14 protein-coding genes are annotated in these 20,832 nt (G+C 36.3%); 3 read left to right on the top strand and 11 right to left on the bottom strand.

Annotation, left to right across the window (positions count from 1 at the left end; genetic code table 11):
* Nucleotides 1–112: 112 nt before the first annotated feature.
* The 11 genes from OH814_RS07565 to OH814_RS07515 all read right to left on the bottom strand — a co-directional run bounded on the left by OH814_RS07565 (nucleotide 113) and on the right by OH814_RS07515 (nucleotide 16,686).
* Nucleotides 113–850, bottom strand: a complete 738-nt coding sequence (locus OH814_RS07565) for a rhamnogalacturonan acetylesterase (RefSeq protein ID WP_201135362.1) — start codon at nucleotides 848–850, stop codon at nucleotides 113–115.
* Between the two features lie 153 nt (nucleotides 851–1,003).
* Nucleotides 1,004–1,981, bottom strand: a complete 978-nt coding sequence (locus tag OH814_RS07560) for a pectinesterase family protein (RefSeq protein ID WP_308827761.1) — start codon at nucleotides 1,979–1,981, stop codon at nucleotides 1,004–1,006.
* Between the two features lie 285 nt (nucleotides 1,982–2,266).
* Nucleotides 2,267–3,169 carry an alpha/beta hydrolase gene (locus tag OH814_RS07555; RefSeq protein ID WP_308827760.1) on the bottom strand — a complete coding sequence of 301 codons (903 nt, stop codon included), beginning with the start codon at nucleotides 3,167–3,169 and terminating at the stop codon, nucleotides 2,267–2,269.
* Nucleotides 3,170–3,182: 13 nt separating this feature from the next.
* A complete protein-coding gene (locus tag OH814_RS07550) occupies nucleotides 3,183–4,844 on the bottom strand; it encodes a glycoside hydrolase family 28 protein (protein WP_308827759.1) in 1,662 nt (553 codons plus the stop codon).
* 161 nt (nucleotides 4,845–5,005) lie between these two features.
* Complete coding sequence (locus tag OH814_RS07545; protein ID WP_308827758.1) at nucleotides 5,006–6,649, bottom strand: glycoside hydrolase 43 family protein; 1,644 nt, start codon at nucleotides 6,647–6,649, stop codon at nucleotides 5,006–5,008.
* Between the two features lie 284 nt (nucleotides 6,650–6,933).
* Nucleotides 6,934–8,193 (bottom strand): glycoside hydrolase family 105 protein, encoded by a 1,260-nt coding sequence (locus OH814_RS07540; protein ID WP_123886064.1) that lies wholly within the window; start codon nucleotides 8,191–8,193, stop codon nucleotides 6,934–6,936.
* Nucleotides 8,194–8,205: 12 nt separating this feature from the next.
* Nucleotides 8,206–9,216 carry a DUF4861 family protein gene (locus OH814_RS07535; protein WP_308827757.1) on the bottom strand — a complete coding sequence of 337 codons (1,011 nt, stop codon included), beginning with the start codon at nucleotides 9,214–9,216 and terminating at the stop codon, nucleotides 8,206–8,208.
* A gap of 48 nt (nucleotides 9,217–9,264) precedes the next feature.
* Nucleotides 9,265–10,710 (bottom strand): pectate lyase, encoded by a 1,446-nt coding sequence (locus OH814_RS07530; protein WP_308827756.1) that lies wholly within the window; start codon nucleotides 10,708–10,710, stop codon nucleotides 9,265–9,267.
* 22 nt (nucleotides 10,711–10,732) lie between these two features.
* Complete coding sequence (locus OH814_RS07525; protein WP_308827755.1) at nucleotides 10,733–11,755, bottom strand: pectinesterase family protein; 1,023 nt, start codon at nucleotides 11,753–11,755, stop codon at nucleotides 10,733–10,735.
* 95 nt (nucleotides 11,756–11,850) lie between these two features.
* Nucleotides 11,851–13,677 carry a RagB/SusD family nutrient uptake outer membrane protein gene (locus OH814_RS07520; protein WP_076557881.1) on the bottom strand — a complete coding sequence of 609 codons (1,827 nt, stop codon included), beginning with the start codon at nucleotides 13,675–13,677 and terminating at the stop codon, nucleotides 11,851–11,853.
* Between the two features lie 12 nt (nucleotides 13,678–13,689).
* On the bottom strand, nucleotides 13,690–16,686 hold the full coding sequence (locus OH814_RS07515; protein WP_308827754.1) for a TonB-dependent receptor: 2,997 nt from the start codon (nucleotides 16,684–16,686) through the stop codon (nucleotides 13,690–13,692).
* A gap of 874 nt (nucleotides 16,687–17,560) precedes the next feature.
* Between OH814_RS07515 and kduI the strand changes: the two genes are divergently transcribed.
* Genes kduI through uxaC form a run of 3 tightly spaced genes read left to right on the top strand, consistent with a single transcriptional unit; the run spans nucleotide 17,561 to nucleotide 20,606 of the window.
* Nucleotides 17,561–18,397, top strand: coding sequence for a 5-dehydro-4-deoxy-D-glucuronate isomerase (gene kduI, locus OH814_RS07510; RefSeq protein WP_308827753.1), 837 nt, complete (start codon nucleotides 17,561–17,563; stop codon nucleotides 18,395–18,397).
* Nucleotides 18,398–18,407: 10 nt separating this feature from the next.
* Complete coding sequence (locus tag OH814_RS07505) at nucleotides 18,408–19,190, top strand: gluconate 5-dehydrogenase (protein ID WP_115620265.1); 783 nt, start codon at nucleotides 18,408–18,410, stop codon at nucleotides 19,188–19,190.
* Nucleotides 19,191–19,208: 18 nt separating this feature from the next.
* The gene (uxaC, locus tag OH814_RS07500; RefSeq protein ID WP_201135350.1) at nucleotides 19,209–20,606 is read left to right on the top strand and encodes a glucuronate isomerase; all 1,398 of its coding nucleotides are present in this window, start codon (nucleotides 19,209–19,211) and stop codon (nucleotides 20,604–20,606) included.
* Nucleotides 20,607–20,832: the final 226 nt, after the last annotated feature.

Raw genomic sequence — 20,832 nt, 5'->3', positions numbered from 1 at the left:
AATTGAACATTTGTTTTGTTTTCATAATTTCTTGTCGCACTCAAACAGTGGAAATTTTTTAACGGATTGAATTTAAATTTTCTTAACGCTCCATTTTCCTATGTCGTTTTGATTATTTAATATACTTTTCTAAACCGATTTTCAGATCTTTCAGAGATTTCAAAGCCAGTTTCGCAACTGTTTCTGCCCCTAATTTTGATAAATGCGTATCGTCTGCTTTATCTTTTGAATAATAAGGATTTTCACCAGCTTTAAAATGAAGATGCAGCAGTTTTGATTTTTCGGGACCGTAGGAAATTTCCATCTGTTCGGTCAGTAACTGCATATCTACAAAAGGTACTTTCATGTTGTCTGCAACCATTCTTACCACCAAAGGATAATTGGTGTGAGTGTCGATTAAAACCCCATTTTCATTGAAGTTTCTCCTTGTAATTGAAGTCATCAAAATTGGTGTTGCACCTTTTGCTCGGGTTTCGGTTACATATCTTTCAAGGTTGGCTCTGTACTGAGTGTAAGGGTTTGTAAATTTTGTAGAATCCTTTAATTTCTGATCATTATGCCCAAACTGAATCACTACAAAATCACCTTTTTTAAGCTGTTTTTCTACTTTATCCCATCTTCCTTCGGTTCTGAAACTTTTTGAGCTTCTTCCATTCATTGCATGATTCTGAATTTCAATTCCGTTGGTCATAAATTGTCCTAAAACCTGTCCCCAACCGTGTTCTGGGTTTTTATCGGGATTATCTTTATTGGCCATTGTAGAGTCGCCGATCAGAAATAGGGTTGGTTTTTTCTGAGCTAAAACGATTGTTGAAATTACAACGCTCAGAACTAAAAGTATTTTTTTCATTTTTAAATTGATTTTTGTGAGATGCTTCGACAAGCTCAGCATGACATTTCTAATACTAACAGCCTTAAATCAGCTGCATTTTGTCACGATGTCATGCTGAGCGAAGTCGAAGCATCTTATATTATGTTAGTCGATATAATTACTCATTACCATTTATTTATTACTAATATTTGGGTTCCAGTCTCCGAAAATATTTTTGATTGTATATTTTTTCATTTCTTTTTTTGTCAGTTGATGCGACCATGCAACACGACTTTCAGTTTTTCCACCTTCGCCTTTGCTAGCAAATTCTGCGTAATAAGCTGTTTTGTCTTTATCGGGAAACATTTTGTCGCCTTTCCAGGGATTCCAGCCTTCGGGAAGAATGTGATTGCCCATTTCTGTGTTGATGAAAACTGTTTTTGCATACGGTCGCCAAGGTCTTCCCAAAAATACTTTTGTAATGCCTTCTTTCGCAATTAATTTACAGTCGAAAAATACATACCCAAACTCTTTACTTTGGTCTGTTGAAGCAGCCGTAATGTAAGAATTGGCTAAACTTTTAATCGTACAGTTTTTAAAAACAACCGTGGCCGAACCAAAAAGAAAATCGGTTGTTCCTTCTATATAACAGTTTTCGTAAAGTTGTCTGCTATGATTTCCACCTGTATAAACGGTATCTTGACAACCCAAAATCTTGGAGTTTTTAATAATAAAACGATCGCCTTCCACATGAAGAGCAACGGCCTGTCCCTGATTACAAGACGAATTTTGAATCGTAAGGTCTGAGATTTTGATATCATCCGACATCACTAAAAGCGTATATGAATTGAAGGTTGTCATCTTTTCATTCAAAGCATCAAGTTTTCCGGAATAATCATCGTTGGTGATGATTGTATTTTCCTTGTTTTCGCCTTGTAAAGTGATTTTATGTTTTGAAGAGGGAATGACTATTTTTTCGTGATACGTTCCTGCCTTTATTTTAACCAAAGCTTCACTCGGACCTAAATCTCTGATAGAAGTTATCGCTTTCTGAATAGAAGTGAATTGCCCGCTTCCATCTTGCGCAACGGTGACTGTGATGTAAGGTTCATTTCCTGCCAATAAAAAATTGGTGATAGAAATGAAGAGAATTAAAAGTAGTTTTTTCATAAAATATTTTTATGATTGATTCTGAATTTTTTTATGCAGATGTTTTTATTTAAAAAATAGAGACATTTGTTTTTTTAATGATCCGTCTTTTTTTTTAACGCAAAGATTTAATTTAAATAGATCAAATTTAAGGAGCAAAGATTGCGACAAGTCGCTGAAGCTTGAAAAAATATTCGCTTAAAATCAATTTATTGATTATTCTTTGCTCCTAAAATATTTTCAAAAAATAATAAATCTTTGCGTTTTAAATTTGCCTAAACCTAAACCTAAACCTAAACCTAAACCTTACTTCAACGTTTTATCTAAAAAATCTACCGTCAAATTCAAAGTTTCAGTGAACCAAGGTTCTGCAGACCAAAAGGAATGCGGGGTGTCTTTTATTTCGTGATATTCGGTATAGATATTATGACTTTTTAAAATCTTCATCATATCGTCTCTTCCTGCATGAAATCGAGGTTGTGAAGAATTGATGAATAGAGTAGGAGGTGTATTTTTACCAACAAATTCTAACGGTGAAGCTTCTGTCCAGTTCTTTAAATTCACATTTCTGTCACCACCTAACCAATAAGCTGCGTAAGTACTTTCTTCGGCTTCCGGATGAATAAACGATACAATTCCGTCTACATTAACGATTGCCTGAATTTTATTTTTAGTTTTTACCCCCACTAAAGTTGCGATTTGCGCGCCGGCAGATTCTCCTAAAACTGCGATTTTTTTTGTGTCTAAAGAATACTTCTTTTTATTTTTCTTTACATATTTAATGGCATTTTCTACATCATCAATTGCTGCGGGATACTTTGCCACTTCACTTAAACGGTAACCGACTGCAATAGCAACATATCCTTTAGCAGCCAATTCCTGAGCCATATATTTTTCGTTTTCCTTACTTCCCGAAATCCATCCTCCGCCGTGAACCAATGCGATTCCCGGATATTTTTTAGATTTATCGAGAGGATAATAAATATCTGCTTTTAAAGATAATCCGTTGATGTTGGCATACTCCACATCTTTATTGATCCCGATGTTTGCCGGAATTGGTCTGTTCAACGGAGTGATAAACGGATGTTTCTTTTTCAGTTTTTCATAAGTTGCCTCGTTTGTGTAAGGAGTAGCATTCGGCTTTGTCTGACCGAATGCTTTTGCTCCTACAAAAAAAACAAAAAGAAAATATAGTTTGTGAAAACTCATATTAAAATGAAAATTATTTAACTGCATTTTTTGCAATCTCTTTCGAAATCTGCAATTGCTCGCCTTTTACATCTTTCGGCAATTTTACCGCTGATGTTTTGCTTCCTAAAACCTTAATCGTTGGTTTTTGAGAAGATTCTAACTGAAGGGTAGACAGATCCACATTTTTACTGTTGTAAACTACGGCTCCGGTTCCTTCACTGTATTTAAGCTTTACATTTTTCAATGTAATTCCGTCTGCATCTACGATGGTTAATGCTTTTTTAGTATCAAACTGAGAATCTTCAATGACGATATTTTTGATATTCATTTCAGCTAAACCATTGATGGTAATCGCTTCATAAGAATTAACCGCATTGATGTTTTTAAAATAAATATTTCTGAAAATAGGTGTTTCCTCAGTTACCGGGAATGTTTTTTCAGGAGCTTTATTTCTTTCCTCTTTTTGCCCGTCTTCCAAAACCGGAGAAGCTCCTTCGTAGAACATATTAAACCCGATCGTCTGAGTTGGAATATTGATCATATCGATGTTTTTCACATAAATATTTTCAACCACGCCACCTCTTCCACGAGTAGTTTTAAAACGAAGACCAATATCAGTACCGATGAAAGTACAATCTGAAACATGAATATTTCTCGCACCACCAGACATTTCGCTTCCGATCACAAAACCTCCGTGACCATGATAAACCACATTATTTTTAATGATTACGTTTTCAGTTGGCATTCCTCTTTTTCTTCCGTCTTCATTTTTCCCAGATTTGATGCAGATTGCATCGTCACCTACATCAAAAGTATTATCATAAATCAAAACATTTTTACAAGATTCTAAATCTACACCATCACCATTTTGAGAATACCAGGGATTTCTTACGGTAAGATTTCTTAAAATTAAATTAGAAGTCATTAATGGATGAAGATTCCAGGCTGGAGAATTTTGGAAAGTCGGTCCGTCAAGAAGAACTTTATCGCAACCCACGATACTTACCATTACCGGACGAAGGAAGTCTTTTACAGATTCAAGTTCAGATTTTGAAATTTTATCGGGAACATTGAAGCTTGAGCTGCTTTCAAATCCTTTTTTATAGCTTTCTGAAGGATACCAGGTTTTACCGTCTTTAGAAAGAATTCCGCCTGAAGCAACGATTTCTTTCCATTGAGATTCTGCCATTTTACTTTTTTTGACGGCTCTCCACGCATCACCGCTTCCGTCAATTACTCCTTTTCCTGTGATGGCAATGTTTTTAGCATTTTTAGCTGAAATCGGAGACTGGCAACGAATGGTATTTAAACCTTCAAAACTTACGTCTACCAAAGGATAATCGCTTTTATCTTTACTGAAAACCACAAATGCACCTTCCTCGATATGAAGATTAATGTTACTCTGCAAAACAATTGGTCCCGTCAACCACATTCCTCTTGGAACAACCAGTTTACCGCCGCCTTTTTTTACCAAAGCGTCGATTGCTTTTTTGAAAGCTTCTGTATTTTTTACATTTCCACCTGCAATACCTCCAAAATCTTTGATGGAAACTGTATTGGCTGGAAAAGAAGTTTCCGCCACCTGCGGCATTTTAAACTCTATTCCTGTGTAAATATCTTTATTTTGAGCATACATCTGTCCTGAAAATAGCATAACTGCAGCAAGACTGACGATATTAAACGACTTCTTCATTATATTTATTCTTTAATTTCTGTTGATGATTGTATCAAACCTAACGGATTTCAAAAAACGTTAAGTTTCTTATTTTAAGTTCCCGCGGATTAAACAGATTTTGCAGAATTTAACTATTTTAAAATTATCTGCGAAATCAGCAAAATTTGCGAGAGGCTAAATTAATTTTTAGTTATTCTGAAATATTCAAAATCTGCATAGCCACCACGGTTTGCTTTCTGTGTGCTTACAGAATATAATCCCACTTTAGCGCCAATCCATTTTCCTGGTTTTGCTTGAAACGGCTCACCGACTTTGATGAAATTTTTTCCGTTTTCGCTGTAACTGAATGTGCAAATTCCGTTGGGTTCGCTGACGTTAACTTTGAAATAAGCTTCGTTTGATTTTAATTTAGTTTCAAATAAAACTTTTTCAACACCGCCTTTGTCTGCTTTTTCAGCTTTTCTCAACTGAACATAATATCCGTCTGTTTTATTCGTAATAACAATCGATGCGTGATCCATGCCCATTACCAGAAGCCCGGCAGTTTTTCCTTCTTTAGCATCTTCCGGAGTTAATTTAACTTTAGTGGAAGCCACAAAATTCGGAGCCGGGAATTTTTGAGTCAATAAATTTGGAACATTCCAAAGGTTTAATTCTCCTTCAGGAACTTTCATTGAAAATAATCTCAAAAATTTCTGCCCGGGAAGTTTAGATGACCACACGATATTTTCGTTGGCGCTCCATTGCCATTGTAAACCTAATTTTTCACCATCAAACTCATCAGTTTCAGGAGGAGTTACGATCGGATATGTTTTACCGACGTTTGGTTTTTTATAAGTAAGAACCGGTTCACCAATTCCGTTTTTATCGTTGTCGATTCCCATTACAGGCCAGTCTTTTTCCCACTTCATGGGTTGAAGATGCACGATTCTTCCTCCTGCATCAACATCCTGAAAATGATAGAACCAATCTTCACCTGAAGGCGTATCAACCCAAGCTCCCTGATGTGGACCGTTGATCTTTGTTTTTCCCTGTTCAAGAACTATTTTCTCCTCGTAAGGACCATAAATATTTTTTGATCTTAAAACCAATTGCCAACCTGTCGCAACACCTCCCGCCGGAGCGAAAATGTAGTAATAGCCGTTTCTTTTGTACATTTTTGGACCTTCAACTGTCGGATGCGCATCGTGGCCATCGAAAATATGAACTCCTTTATCTAAAACTTTTGTTCCTTCAGGATTCATTTTATTTATGGAAAGTAAGCTTTTAACTCCGGCACGGCTTCCTGCCCAACCGTGAACTAAATATGCTTGCCCATCTTCATCCCAGAAAGGGCATGAATCAATTAAGCCTTTTCCTTCCATCACCAAAACGGGTTCATCCCATTTACCAAGCGGATCTTTGGTTTTAACCATGTAAATTCCGTAATCAGGATCGCCCCAATAAATGTAAAATTCACCTTTATTAAAACGAATACTTGGTGCCCAAACTCCATCGCCTCTTTTTGGAATACTGAAATTTTCTGCAGGTAAAACGTCCGGCAAAGCATAGTTTACCAATTTCCAGTTGACCATATCTTTAGAATGTAAGATGGGCAATCCCGGAGCTTCGTTGAAACTTGAAGCGGTCATATAATAATCATCACCAACTCTTGTAACATCCGGATCTGAATAATCTGCGTATAAAATAGGGTTTCTGTAATTTTTTCCCTGATCTGCAGTCCAGACTTCTGAAACGTAAGGTTTTTCCTGTGCGTTCAAATACGTTGATGCGATGGAAAATGCGGTGATTGAAAGTATATTTAAAAATTTGTTTGTTGTCATAAAATCAGATTCTGTTTTAACGCAATGAGCGCAAAGATTCTTTTAATATTCTCTGCAGATTTTTCGTTCGCAAAGGCGCTCTGCTCAGCAAAGGTTTTTAATTTTGAAATTATATGAATATGTGTAGAATGAAATCATTAATGAAATTTTAAAAGAATTTCTTTTCTCCCCAGCCCTAAAGGGTGAAAAAATTCTTTTAAAATTGAACTAAATTACTCCCTTTAGGGTCGGGGAAAATAATTTTGTTCAATTTTACACATTAGATTTATACTTTTTTTCAAAAGCTACTTCTCAAATTCTAAACTTGCCAAAATAAATGGTCCTGTTCCTTTTCCGTCATTTGAACGGATTTCCTCATTTACATAATATTCATAAGAACCATCTCTGTAAGGTTTTCCTCCCAAACCGGCAACAGCACAACATTTATTTAAATTCACAACACCGTTTTCGTCAACAGTAATCAAATTTTTGATGATTCCGTCGTAGCCTTTTTTAGCTGCTGATTTGTATGATTTTGGAAGATATCCTTTGTTGACAGATTTAATCATCGTGTAAACAAACATTGCGGAAGCGGTTGCTTCCTCGTAATTACCATTCGCCAGTGGCTTATCTAAAACCTGATACCAAAGACCAGATTTTTTGTCCTGAACTTTGATTACAGCATCAGCATAAGATTTTAAGTAAGAAATAATTCTTGCTCTTCCAGGATGATTTTCTGGTAAATAATCAAGAACGTCAACCATGGCCATTCCGTACCAACCCATTGCTCTTCCCCAGAAATTTGGAGAGAGTCCGGTTTCTTTATCTGCCCAGGCTTCTTTTTTGCTTTCATCCCAAGCGTGATACAGCAATCCTGTTTTTTTGTCTAAAAGATTTTTCTGAACCGAATCAAACTGAAAAACAATATCATCATACGCTTTCGTTGCATCTGCACCTTTAGAGAAATCTTTTGTATAATGCGTATAGAAAGGCATTCCCATATACAGACCATCTAGCCAAACCTGGTTTGGATATATTTTTTTGTGCCAGAAAGAGCCTTCGTTGGTTCTCGGTTGTCCGTCAATTTGCTTACGAAGGGTCTGCAGAGCTTTCAAGTATTTCTCTTTTTTCTCTTTTTCGTAAAGATAAAGCAATACGTTTCCGCTATTCAGAAGGTCGATATTGTATTTTTCGATGTCGTAGGTAAGAATTGTACCGTCTTCTTTGATCAAAGTTTCTCCGAAGCCGCTGATGTAATCGTAGTATTCTTTCTTACCTGTTTTAATATAAAGTTGCTCGGCGCCGTCTAAAACAATCGCTGATGGATACGTCCATTTCGGGCTTTTGCTGAAATCGAGCATCCAGGCTTCCGGAAATCTCTGCATTTCTGAAAGCATCATTCTTTCAGACCATTTCAGGTTAGTAGGAACTACTTTTCCGGATTTTGAAGTTTGTGTTGTAGCTTTTGCAGCGGTTGCCGTTTTTGTCTGTGCACAAGCCAGAAACATTCCTGAACCTAAAACTGCAACAGCGTATATTTTTAATTTTTGATTAATAAAACTCATTGTCATTAAATTTTAAAGTTGATTGTTATTATCTAAAATTTCTAATTTTTTATCTAAATCTTTATAGAATTCTTCTTCAGTTTTAATTCCGTTTGGTTCCTGAGACCAAGCTCCCATAAAGTAATACGAAACATTTTTAGTTTTTTTGAAAACTACTGTATGTGTAGATTTTGTTTTCACATATTTATCAAAACTTTCGATAGGATAGAAAATTACCATCCCAAGATTGTCTTCTTTTTTTGCCAAAGTCTGCGTTCCGTACGTGGCAATATAACCCCATTTTTTATTTTTACTGACCGCCTCTTTCATGGGAATGTCTTTAAACGCAACAATTCCGGTACATAATCCTGAAAGTGTTTCATTTAAATTTAAATCAACCTTTACAAAACGGTCTTTGTTGAAAATCGTCAGCTTCGATTGAAGATCCACTGCTTTTCCCCACGTTTTCCAACCTTTGTAATCGATGGTTGCAAAAGATTTATCGCTTTCATTCACCACTTTTGCGGTTGTATTTTTTACGGTTTTAAAAGTTTCAACAAAATCGTTCTGTTCATCATATCTTCCGTAAGAACCGACTCCGATGGTGCGCCCCGATTTCAAAATATCCTGACCCCAAGTGGCGTCGTGATGATAAGATTCAAAGCCGTCTTGTCCGACTTCCGGCAACACCAAGGTATTCACTTTCTTGCCGAAAATATCTGTGGCATTTCTCCAGTCCAGATATAATCGATAGGCGATTTGATTGTTTTCCAGGCCAATTCCTTCGTATCTGATGTAGTAAGAATGGTCGGTATGTTCAGCTGGAAGTTGTAATTGATTGACGTTTTTGAAAGTTCCGCCGATGTATTCATTTCCCTGCCATTTTCCACCGTCTTTTATGGATAATTCCGCGTAGGAAAAAGGAGTTTTAGGATTTTGGCGAATATTTTCGATGACGTTCTTCTGTGCGAATGACGAACCGGCTGCGAAAACAGCTCCCGCTAAAATAAGTTTGAATACGTTTGATTTTAATTTTTCTGACATAATACTTTCGTTTTAGATAACCATTTAAAGAAAAAGTTCAGTGACTTTTTACTGTTTTTCGGTTATTTTTTTCACAAGGTCATTCATGTAAACCTCGATATTGTCATAGTTTTTATCTAAATCTTTTCCGTTGGCATTGGCTGTTTTCGGGTCAAGATTATTTTTGATTTCCCAGTCGTCGGGCATTCCGTCGTTGTCTGAATCAACAGGGATTTTTCCTGTTTTCAATTGAGGAAATCCTCCGACATCATTTTGTGAATCGATGATTCCGTTGTCGCTGCCAAGCGAACCTTTATGAGAAAATGTTCCGTTTTTTACATGTGCCAAAACTCGTAAATCTACCGCATCTCTCACCAAACTTGCCCCTCCGATTTTTAATATTTTTTCATACGCCTCTTTTGGAGAATCAGTTTTCACATTATTCTGAATATCGTGAGGTTGACTGATTTTAATTGAATTTTTATCAGCATCAGTCAAATTGTAAGCAGGTTTCATTTGATTAAAAACACCTAAATTCCAGTTGTCTGCCGTAACATCGGGATTACCCTCTGAAAAATTTCCGTTGATGTAATATTTCCCCCAAATGTTGTATACTTCGGTTTCCGGTCTTTCATTTTTGTCGATGGCGGCAATTCTTTTTTTGTTCATCGATGCAGGTCCGGGTTTGTAGTAATTGTTAACCATATTTACATTCATTCCTTCGCCACCGTAGATATTATTGTGACCCCAATTGTAAATGACATTATTTCTAAAATCAGTCAGATCAGTCAAAGCAAATTTACTTCCCGCATATTCACCCAATCTTGGATTTCTGCTGTCATGATTTGCGTAGATGTTATGATGAAAAGAAGCGAATTTTCCACCGGCAATTCCTCCGTATCCGTGTGCGCCTTTTTGGTGGGCAGAATTTCTTAAGCTTTCTGAAATTACACACCATTGAAGTGTGGTATTCTCATTGACATAAATTGAAACCGTTTCATCAGTCGACCAGCTCATCGAACAATGATCTACAATTAAATTTTTTATAAATCTTGCACCCAAAGCGTCGCCTTCATATTTCTTTTGATCTCCCATTCTGAAACGCAAAAAGCGAATAATCACATTGTCTGCCGCTACGAAAGTTTCGTAATTGGCAACAGTAATTCCGTCTCCGGGAGCAGTTTGTCCGGCAATGGTAACATCGCCTTCTTTGATTCTTAAAGGCGATTCCAGATAAATTGTTCCGGCAGTTTTAAAAACAATATATCTTGGTCCTTTTTGTTCTAAAGCGTGTCTTAAAGTTCCTTCTGAACCATCATCCGAAGTTTTAGTTACAAATAAAACTTTTCCACCTCTTCCTCCGGTAGTGAATCTTCCAAAACCTTCTGCTCCGGGAAAACTGATTGTTTTTCCTGAAATTACAGTCGGGTTTTCATTTAAAACTTTAGACTGAGTCGTGCAGTTTTGTAAGGTGAAAATTCCCAGTATTGAAGCTGCAAAAAAAGTGTTTTTCATAATCGATTGTTTTGATGTCAACTTATTTTAAAGCTTTTTTATAGTTCCAATTGTCTTTTCCCGAAAGAATATTTTTTGCAGTATATTTTTTTGCCTGATCTTTCGTAAGCTGATGTGACCAGGAAACTCTTTTTAAAATATAGGCTCCGGCTCCTTTGGAATTGTATTCTCCGTAGAAAGTTGTTTTTTCGGCATCAGGTTTAGACCAATTATGCCAACCTTCTTTTTTTATTGTGGAATCGATTGCACAATTGATGTAAACAGTTTTTGCAAATGGCCTCCAAGGTCGTCCCAAATATACAGAATTTGTTGCAGCATTTCCTGTTAAGTTACAGTTAATAAACACAAAACCAAACTGATTTTCCTGTGGAGTAGAAGCTGCAGTAACATATGAAGCATTGTTTTTAGAATAGATGGTACAGTTTTCAAAAACGGCTGTTCCGGCTCCGAAGATATAATCGGTAGTTCCTTCAATGTAGCAGTTTTTAAAATAATTTCTTGAAGGTTTTGTTTTGTCTTCCAAATCCTGAGCTCCTTTTAGATATAAAGTATCTTGAAATCCTAAAAATCTGCAATTTTCAAAAGCAATTTTATCACCCGTTGTTAAAACTGCCACAGCTTGCCCGACTGGTCCTGCATCATTCTGAAAAGTGATATTTTTAGCTGAAAAATTATCTGAAAAAATAAAAATAGTTGATGAACCTGTTGTTCCAATATTTTTGCCTTCCGCATTTGGTTTTGAAGCAAAATCGCCGTAAACCAAAATGGTGTTTTCTGCATTTTCTCCAATTAAAGTTATCGCGCTTTTTGTAGCAGAAATTGTAATTTTTTCTCTATAAGTTCCGGGTTTTATAATAATTTTTGTTCTTACCGATGTTCCTTCTTCAACAGCGTCAATTGCCTGTTGAATGGTCGTGTAATTTCCTTTTCCGTCTTTCGAAACTGTGATGGTTTTATCATCATTAGCCTTGAAAGAAAGAAGGGTGATCAAAGCGAGTGAAAAAATAAAGAAGAACTTAGTATTTTTTAAATCTGAAACCTGCATATTCCTGAATTTTTTTCTTGAAGAAAAGTACAGACCTTCTCCCCAAAAGGAGGAAGTCTGTACTGAAAATTAATTAATATGAATGTATATTTTTACTAATAACCATAGTCTTGGGTAAGAGCAGGGTTATTTTGAATGTACTCAAAATAGATTGGTAAAAGCTCTCGCTTATTGACCTGGAAATATTGTGCATATCCCGCCGAAGGATCGTTTACATAAGTTGGTAAAACACCAGATCTCCATGCGATTTTTTTGTAACCTGCCGGAAGTGTAGTCGATTGGCTAGGAACATAAAAAACATCAGCTTTATTTACTCCAGTCGTTGTAAATACATCAATGGCAGTAATATTTTGCTGAGCTGTTTTTGTAGGATCAAATGCGGAAGCTTTATAATAAATATCTAACGGAACATTAGCATAAGCACCTACACCGTTGATGAAATCTGAAAGTTTCTGTTTTGTTTCTGCAATTTTGGTAGCAAGTAAATTCCATCTGATTAAGTCGTATTTTCTAATTCCTTCCGAACCTAATTCTAGCATTCTTTCTTTAACGATATAATTAAAGAAACCTGTTTTATCAGTAGGAATTGTTCCTATTTGTGCTAAATTACCTGTGTACGCTCTGCTTCTTACTGCTCTCACTGCATTGATAGCTTCTGGAGAAGGTGCACCATGCAGTTCGTTATCTGCTTCGGCAAACATCAACATTACATCAGATATTCTCAATAATGGCCAGTCAACAGCTAATGTTTGAGAAGGACCTGTAATACTCGTCCAAGATTTTCTGTATTTTGAATCAGTAAATGAGTTTGCAGCTACAAGCTCAGCCAGATTTGATGCATTTACTGTAAAGATCCCAACATTCATATCTCTTCTGAGGTCATATTTTGTAAACTCATAGAAGTATGTAGGCAACGCATTGATACCTCCACCACCTTTCCAGTTAGAATTATCATGATGTTTAAGACCGTTGTAATATCCTATTTTAGAGTCTGTTCTTGTACCACCTCCAAAAGCTCCAACGGCAAAAATAATCTCGTTAGTTGCATCTTGGGTATTCGTATGAAGAGCTCTGAAAACACTTTCGTAGCTAGGGTTAAGTGAATGCTCACCGCTATGATTCATAATATCTTTGGTCTCATCATAAGCAATCTGATAATACTTCTGAGGATTTGATCCCTGTGCCATTACCTGCGGGCTTCTTCTTAAAGACCAACCTGCTCTTGCCAATGCAATTCTTGCTCTCAGACCTTTCACAAAACCTTTAGAGATTCTGTTGCTGGTAGTTCCTCCTTCAGATCTCCACGGCACTACAGCAGATGCTTTTGCAAGATCATCAATAATTTGCTCATAGATAACGTCACGATCTGTTTTTGGCTGGTTTTGGTCTGCAATATCAGAAGCCGGAACAAGATAGAAAGGCACATCTCCCCAGTTTTTGATCAGTTCATAATAATATTGCGCTCTTAATGTTAATGCTTCACCAAGATATCTGTTCATTAATTTTTTATCATCCTCTGAACCGTTTTTCATTACCGGAGATAAAGGAATATTTTTAATGACAAGATTAGCACGCTCAATTCCGGTGTACAGCTTTCCGAAAGGATTATTCAGCTCAGTATTTGTAGGGCAAGCGCCAAACGTAGCTACCCCTCTTCTATCATTACAATTGTAGCTTCCTGAAGTTCTGAAGTCGTCTCCAGACTGAGGGATGATTAAAGATAATCTTTGCCCGTAACCATCGTCACCACCAAGTTGAGAATAAACTCCTACCAAAGCTGAAAATGTATCTGCTGTACTATCAAACTGTTGTTCTTCAGAAACGCTTGAAAGGTTTTCGGGATTAAGAAAGTCACTACAAGAGTTTAAAAATAGTGCTCCTGCAAGACAAGTTAAAATTAATATTGATTTGCTCTTTTTCATTTTTTTTAATTTTTAGAAAGTGATATCTACTCCAGTTACATAAAAGCGGCTTCTTGGGTATGCTGCATAGTCTACTCCGGGAGTTAAAGGATTTCTTCGTGTACTAGCTTCAGGATCGTATCCAGAATATCCGGTAATTACAAACAGGTTGTTAACCGTTGCATATAATCTGAAATTTTTCACACCGATCATTTCCAAAGAACCTTTTGGTAAAGTATAACCTAGCGTTACGTTGTTTAATCTTAAGAAAGATCCATCTTCAATACCATAAGAATGAAGAATGTACTGTCCTGTCGGAGGAGTCCACATGGTTGTATTTGCATTTAAAGCAGCTAATTGTGTAGGATCGTTTACCTTTACACCATTATCATCAAACCATCTCCAACGGTTGGCAACGTCTGCAGCCATGTTGTTGTCCCTATATAGATACTGTGTTGTATTTTCTATCTTATTTGCATTATATACTTTATTTCCGACAGAGAAATTAAATAATAAGCTCATATCAAAATTCTTATATCTGAATGTTTGATTAAAGCCACCATAAAATTTTGGCTGTGCGCTTCCCAATTCCTGTCTGTCTGCGTCGGTAATCTGACCGTCACCGTTTATGTCTTTCAGTTTTAAATCTCCCGGTTGTACTGCTTTTGCTCCTAAAGCAATCTGGCTGCTGTTGGGAAGTCCTGCTTTTAAAGTATAAACTTGTGTAGCTGCATTATAATCAAAATCTGATACTTCATATCTTCCTTCAGTTACATATCCGTAATAAGTTCCTACAGCGCTACCTACCTTAGCGATAAAGTCGAAACCTCCGATTCCTCCAGACTGTACCAGATAAGAATCTTGTCCTGGTGCAACACCGCTTCCAAGGCTTAAAATAGTGTTTCTGTTTGCCGAAAGGTTGGCGTCTATTTTCCAGTTGAAGTTTTCATTATTTACAATTACCCCTCCCATCGTAAATTCAAGACCTTTATTTCTTGTTTTACCTGAGTTTTGAAACTGATTAGCATAACCTGGAAATGGTACTTTAGCTAAAACCAACAAATCTTTAGTATCTGTAATGTATCCGTCTACACTACCATATAATCTACCATTGAAAAGTTCAAAATCGATCCCTGCATTTTTAGAAACAGTAGCCTCCCATTTTACATTCGGGTTAGCCTGTGTTGTAGAAACACCTGATCCCGGTGTAACAGAAGTACCGAATACGTATCCATTATTGGCATTGACGTTATAGAAATTTGCCCACAAATAAGACGTAATTCTGTTGTTTCCTGAAAGACCGTAGCCTACACGAAGTTTCAACTCGTCTAACCAGTTAACATCTTTAAGGAATTTTTCTTCTTTAAGTTTCCAGGCTACTGAAGCTGCCGGAAAATATCCCCATTGGTTTCCTTTCATGAATACATTAGATCCATCAGCTCTTACTGATGCGGTAAGAATATATTTATTGGCAAATATATAGTTTACACGCCCGAAGAATGATGCTAATCGATCTGGTGGTAACATAGCTGTTCTTGCTGCGTCTTGGATTAATCCGGCAGGTGGGGTAGCGGCTCCGATGTTGGCAAATGCTTCATTAGGTAAAATAGATTTTGGGAACCATTTTACATAATTGTAGCTAGATTCTCCATCAGTCTGCACGGTCTCCTGACCAAGCAAGATATCAATCTTATGTTGTCCAAATTTTTTGGTATAGTTTAATGTATTGGTATTGGTGATTCTTCTGGTTTGAGATCTGTCAAGCTGTACGATTGGCATATCAGCATTGGCTCTTGCCTGAGACGTTACGCTTCCCCAAAACTGGTTGGTCGCAATATCTCTTTGTACGTAAGCGATGACCGTTCTAAAAGTTAAGTCTTTGGTAATATTATAGTTCAAATAAGTATTTAACAACAAATCGTTGATTCTGTTGTCTCTTACTTCATTATCATTTAGAATAAGAGGATTTACAAGGTTGGTCATCGTTGAGTATGAAGGATCGAAATCATCGATCGGAACGTTTGATCCACCTTCAAAAGGCTGGTATCTTACAGAGTTTCTCAATCTGTTGTTACTTTGTGATCCTGTACTGGAAGTACCTACCCCTGTCGTTAAAGATCTGCTGTATCTCGCATTAATTCCAAATTTAAGCTTTTTACTGATGTCGTAATCATACTTAAAGTTGGCCATGCTTCTTTTGAAGCCAGAGCTTAGCATAATTCCGTCCTCATCTACATGATTTAGGGTAAGTGCAAAAGCTGATTTTTCAGAGCCTCCGTTGATGGTTAAGTTATGTGTAAAGTTAAATGCTTCTTTACCAAATAGCTCGTCCTGCCAGTCTCTTTTCTGAATATTCTTATATTTATCTGCAAGCTCACTGTACGTCCCATAGCGTGTAGCGAAAGAAGTAATATCTTCTGCAATTCCGTTTTTGTTGTAGAGCTCGTACTGATACAATACAAATTCATAAGGGTCTAATACAGGAAGCGTATTCATGATTTTTCTTACGCCTGTAAAACCGTTGTAGTTAATTGTAGTTATAGCTTTCTTGCGGCCGCTTTTTGTTGTGATCAAAACAACACCGTTTGCACCTCGAGATCCATAGATAGAAGTGGAAGATGCATCTTTCAAGACTTCGATAGATTCAATTTCTTTAGGCGAAAGAATGCTCATTGCATTATCCATTTGTACACCGTCTACGATGTAGAGCGGAGCATTACTTCCTGTAATAGAAGTACCACCTCTTACCTTGATATCTACATCACCTCCCGGCTTACCTTCACTTGCCTGCACTTGTACACCCGCAAGTCTTCCCTGGATAGCCTCGGCAGCAGAGTTTACCGGCATGTCTTTTAATGCTTCTCCTTTTACAGATGATACGGCATTGGTAACATCTTTTTTAGAAACCTTATTATATCCTACCAAGACAACCTCGTCGATCTTGGTTTCTTTTTCCTGGGCCATACCAAGTATGGGAAGAAGGAAAACAGTTAAATATAACCACTTTATTGATTGTACCTTTTTATCCATTTATTGTATCCTTATATAGTTTAATGTGTGGTTTGAGAAGCCAATAACTTCTCTAGTTTTTCTTTGTGGATTTTTAAGTATTCTGTTTGTAGGAATATTTTTATTATATACGCTTTTTTGAGTGCAATCGATTGCGTAATTAATCTTAATAAAATATCTTGGCTTCTAAACTAATATTATTTTTCATTACGCAAAGAAAAAAATGTTATTTTTTCATTAATTTGACTGTTTAATTTGTTAATAAATATAAAATTTAGAATTTATATTATGTTTTAATTAATTGTTATTCAATAATTTATGTTTGTATTTCTTTTTTCTTTTAAATGCTTAAAAAAGTGAAAATAATCTGATGTTTAATGATTGTAATTGTATAAAATTAAGCCAAATCATAGCTTTTTAATCTATTTAAAACTCCCAAAAAGTAGCGGCAAAAACTATTTTTGATTACTTAGTCTGATTTTTATCATCTTTTTCGTTCTGAAAAACTTGTGTATTTTATAAATGATAGAAATTGTGTTAAATTGTGATTCTGGATATATTAATTTTATCATATCCTTATTTATATAGCAATGTCAAATTTATTCACATATTAATTGGCATGATTTTTATTTTCTTAAGTGTTTGTTACCTTATTTCGTTAAAAAATTCAACTTCTGTTATCTTAAAATTCTCTAAATTTTTTCAGATTATTAATTTTAATTACTTGTAAATCAATTAATTTGAAATTTAAATTAATTTTTTGTTAACCGAATACATATATTCTATATATTTAACAACAAGTATTTCTGTGGAATTTTAGTGTAATTTAATGCAATCGATTACGCAATGTTTAACAGGTTTTTAAAAACCATAATTTAAGTTTAAAATCTAGAGTATGACAAAATCAGAATTTCGTTACGCCCATCATCCTGAAGATGTAAAAAAATATACAACTGAAGACCTGAGAAGGGAGTTTTTGATGAATGATTTATTTAATGAAGATCAAATCAATGTAGTGTATTCTATGTACGACAGAATGATCGTAGGTGGTGCAATGCCCGTAAAAAGTGCGTTGAAACTGGAGCCTACTGATGATCTGAAGGCAGAGAACTTCTTAGACAGAAGAGAATTGGGAATCATCAACGTTGGCGCTGCTGGAAAGGTAACCGTTGACGGAGAAGTTTTCGAGCTTGGAACTAAAGAAGCTTTATACATTGGAAAAGGAGCAAAAGATGTTGTTTTTGAAAACGGAAATGAAGGTCAGACTTTATTTTATTTCAATTCGGCTCCTGCTCATCACACTTTTCCAACGAAAAAAATCACTAAAAACGAAGCTGAAATTGTAGAATTAGGCGAAGCAAAATACGCAAACAGACGTACGATCAATAAACTGATAGTCAACAGCGTTTTAGAAACTTGTCAGCTACAAATGGGAATGACCGAGTTGCACGAAGGAAGTGTTTGGAACACGATGCCTTCTCACACGCATACCAGAAGAATGGAAGCTTATTTTTATTTTGATTTGGAAGAAGGGCAGACTGTAAGTCATTTTTTGGGACAACCTCACGAAACCCGTCATGTTTTCATGCAAAATAATCAGGCGGTTTTGTCTCCGGAATGGTCTATTCACTCAGGAGTTGGTACTTCCAACTACACATTTATCTGGGGAATGGCAGGAGAAAATATGGATTATGGCGATATGGACGCTGTTAAAACTAACGAACTAAAGTAATTTTTTCTACATGAATTTATTCGATTTATCCGGAAAAGTAGCCGTTGTAACCGGCGGTACTCACGGATTAGGAATGGCAATGGCTGAAGGTCTTGCCTCTGCAGGTGCTGAATTGGCAATCACAAGTACAACGCCATCAAAATTAGAGGAAGCTTTAAACTATTATCACTCTAAAGGATATAGTGCAACCGGTTACCTTTTTGATGTGACCGACGAATTGGAAGCCGCTCAGAAAGTAGCATTAATGCTTGCTACACATGGGAAAATAGACATCCTGGTCAATAATGCAGGAATCATTAAACGTGTTCCGGCTTTAGAGATGGATGTGGCAGACTTTAGAAAAGTAATCGATGTAGATCTTACCGGTCCTTTCATCATGTCTCAACTGGTTGGGAAACACATGATCAAAAGACAATCCGGTAAAATCATCAATATTTGCTCGATGATGAGTGAGCTTGGCCGTGACAACGTAGTAGCATATGCTTCTGCAAAGGGCGGATTGAAAATGCTTACCAAAAATTTAGCAACAGAATGGGCAAAACACAATATTCAGGTGAACGGTATCGGTCCCGGATATTTTGCAACGACTCAAACAGAACCAATCAGAGTAGACGGTCATCCGTTTAACGATTTTATCATCAGCAGAACTCCCGAAGGAAGATGGGGGAACCCGGAAGATCTTGCAGGAACGGCTATTTTCTTAGCTTCAGACGCAAGCAAATTTATCAACGGACACATTATTTATGTGGATGGAGGTATTTTGGCGACCATCGGAAAACCTGCTAATGAATAACACAAGAATTTTACTAGAATGAAATCTTTTATTACAGATAATTTTTTATTACAAAATAAATACGCGGAAGAATTATACTTCAACTTCGCAGAAAAACAGCCCATCATCGATTATCATAATCATTTGATTCCAAAAGATATCGCTGAAGATACCGTTTTCGAAAATATTTCTAAAGTGTGGATTGCGGGCGATCATTACAAATGGCGTGCAATGCGTACGATGGGTGTGAACGAAAAATTCATCACAGGCGACGCTTCAGACAAAGAAAAATTCGAGGCCTGGGCAAAAACGGTTCCTTACACGTTAAGAAATCCTTTGTACCACTGGACACATTTAGAATTAAAGCGTTATTTCGGAATTGATGAATTATTAAACGAAAAAAACGCATCAGATATTTATGACAACATCACGGCACAGCTTCAGACTCCTGAAAAGTCGACAAGAGGTTTGCTGAAAATGATGAATGTAGAATCTTTGTGCACGACTGAAGATCCGATTGATGTATTAAACTATCATCAGGATTTAGCGAAAAGTGATTTCAGCATTAAAGTAAGTACCGCTTTCCGTCCGGATAAAGCGATTTTGATTGAAAACCACAACTTCGCAGATTATATTTCTAAATTGGGCGAGTCAGCTGGAATTGAAATCAACTCTTACCAGACTTTGTGCGATGCTTTATTAAAAAGAGTAGAATATTTCCACGAAAACGGATGCAGATTATGCGACCATGGACTGAACAATATTTCTTTCGAGGAAGCTTCAGAAGCTGAAGTGAGTTCAATTTTCAATGATAAAATTTCAGGAAAAGTAATTGCTGAAAAGCAGGTCAATCAGTTCAAAACTGCCATTTTATTATTCTTAGGCGAAACGTATCATCAATTTGGATGGGTTCAGCAGTTCCACTTGGGAGCTTTGAGAAACAACAACGAAAGAATGCACAGAATTTTGGGTCCGGATACAGGATGGGATTCTATCGGTGACTTCGTACAGGCTGAAACTTTGTCTAAATTATTAAACGCTCTAGACGGAAAAGATAAACTGACCAAAACAATTCTATATAACTTAAATCCTGCCGACAACGAAATTTTCGCAACAATGATCGGGAATTTCAATGACGGCAGTATCAAAGGAAAGGTACAGTTCGGTTCAGGATGGTGGTTTTTGGATCAGAAAGACGGAATGATCAAGCAGATGAATGCCCTTTCAAACATGGGATTAATCAGCTGTTTCGTTGGGATGTTGACAGATTCAAGAAGTTTCTTATCTTACCCAAGACACGAATACTTCAGAAGAGTATTGTGTAATCTTTTTGGAGAAGAAATGAAAAACGGCGAATTGCCGGATGATATGGAACTGATTGGAAAAACCATTTCCGATATCTGTTATCACAACGCTAAAAATTATTTCGATTTTTAAATTCGAATTAAATAAATTCAATTTTAAACCATTAAGGAAATTAAAAGGTTAAGTTTTATTAAGTTAAAATCTAAGATTTTATTAAACAGGCTGCTTAAAGCGAAGCTCAACTTAAAAAATCTTTAAAACTTATAAATCTTAATGGTTTAAAAAAACAATAATTTACATATCTGCAATTTTTCTCAACTTGAAAAATCCTTGTGAGCATGCGTGAGTAGAACACCTT

It is taken from the genome of Chryseobacterium sp. CFS15 (genome assembly GCF_031118795.1).
GTDB classification, from domain to species: domain Bacteria; phylum Bacteroidota; class Bacteroidia; order Flavobacteriales; family Weeksellaceae; genus Chryseobacterium; species Chryseobacterium indoltheticum.
This window is presented reverse-complemented; position numbering and strand designations above follow the sequence as displayed.

Excerpts from the sequence above, each read along its gene's own strand:
- OH814_RS07560 (WP_308827761.1), bottom strand. The coding sequence starts at position 1,981 with ATGAAAAAACTACTTTTAATTCTCTTCATTTCTATCACCAATTTTTTA.
- OH814_RS07520 (WP_076557881.1), bottom strand. The coding sequence starts at position 13,677 with ATGAAAAAGAGCAAATCAATATTAATTTTAACTTGTCTTGCAGGAGCA.
- OH814_RS07540 (WP_123886064.1), bottom strand. The coding sequence starts at position 8,193 with ATGAGTTTTATTAATCAAAAATTAAAAATATACGCTGTTGCAGTTTTA.
- OH814_RS07530 (WP_308827756.1), bottom strand. The coding sequence starts at position 10,710 with ATGAAAAACACTTTTTTTGCAGCTTCAATACTGGGAATTTTCACCTTA.
- OH814_RS07550 (WP_308827759.1), bottom strand. The coding sequence starts at position 4,844 with ATGAAGAAGTCGTTTAATATCGTCAGTCTTGCTGCAGTTATGCTATTT.
- OH814_RS07545 (WP_308827758.1), bottom strand. The coding sequence starts at position 6,649 with ATGACAACAAACAAATTTTTAAATATACTTTCAATCACCGCATTTTCC.
- OH814_RS07505 (WP_115620265.1), top strand. The coding sequence starts at position 18,408 with ATGAATTTATTCGATTTATCCGGAAAAGTAGCCGTTGTAACCGGCGGT.
- OH814_RS07565 (WP_201135362.1), bottom strand. The coding sequence starts at position 850 with ATGAAAAAAATACTTTTAGTTCTGAGCGTTGTAATTTCAACAATCGTT.
- OH814_RS07535 (WP_308827757.1), bottom strand. The coding sequence starts at position 9,216 with ATGTCAGAAAAATTAAAATCAAACGTATTCAAACTTATTTTAGCGGGA.
- kduI (WP_308827753.1), top strand. The coding sequence starts at position 17,561 with ATGACAAAATCAGAATTTCGTTACGCCCATCATCCTGAAGATGTAAAA.
- OH814_RS07555 (WP_308827760.1), bottom strand. The coding sequence starts at position 3,169 with ATGAGTTTTCACAAACTATATTTTCTTTTTGTTTTTTTTGTAGGAGCA.
- OH814_RS07515 (WP_308827754.1), bottom strand. The coding sequence starts at position 16,686 with ATGGATAAAAAGGTACAATCAATAAAGTGGTTATATTTAACTGTTTTC.
- OH814_RS07525 (WP_308827755.1), bottom strand. The coding sequence starts at position 11,755 with ATGCAGGTTTCAGATTTAAAAAATACTAAGTTCTTCTTTATTTTTTCA.
- uxaC (WP_201135350.1), top strand. The coding sequence starts at position 19,209 with ATGAAATCTTTTATTACAGATAATTTTTTATTACAAAATAAATACGCG.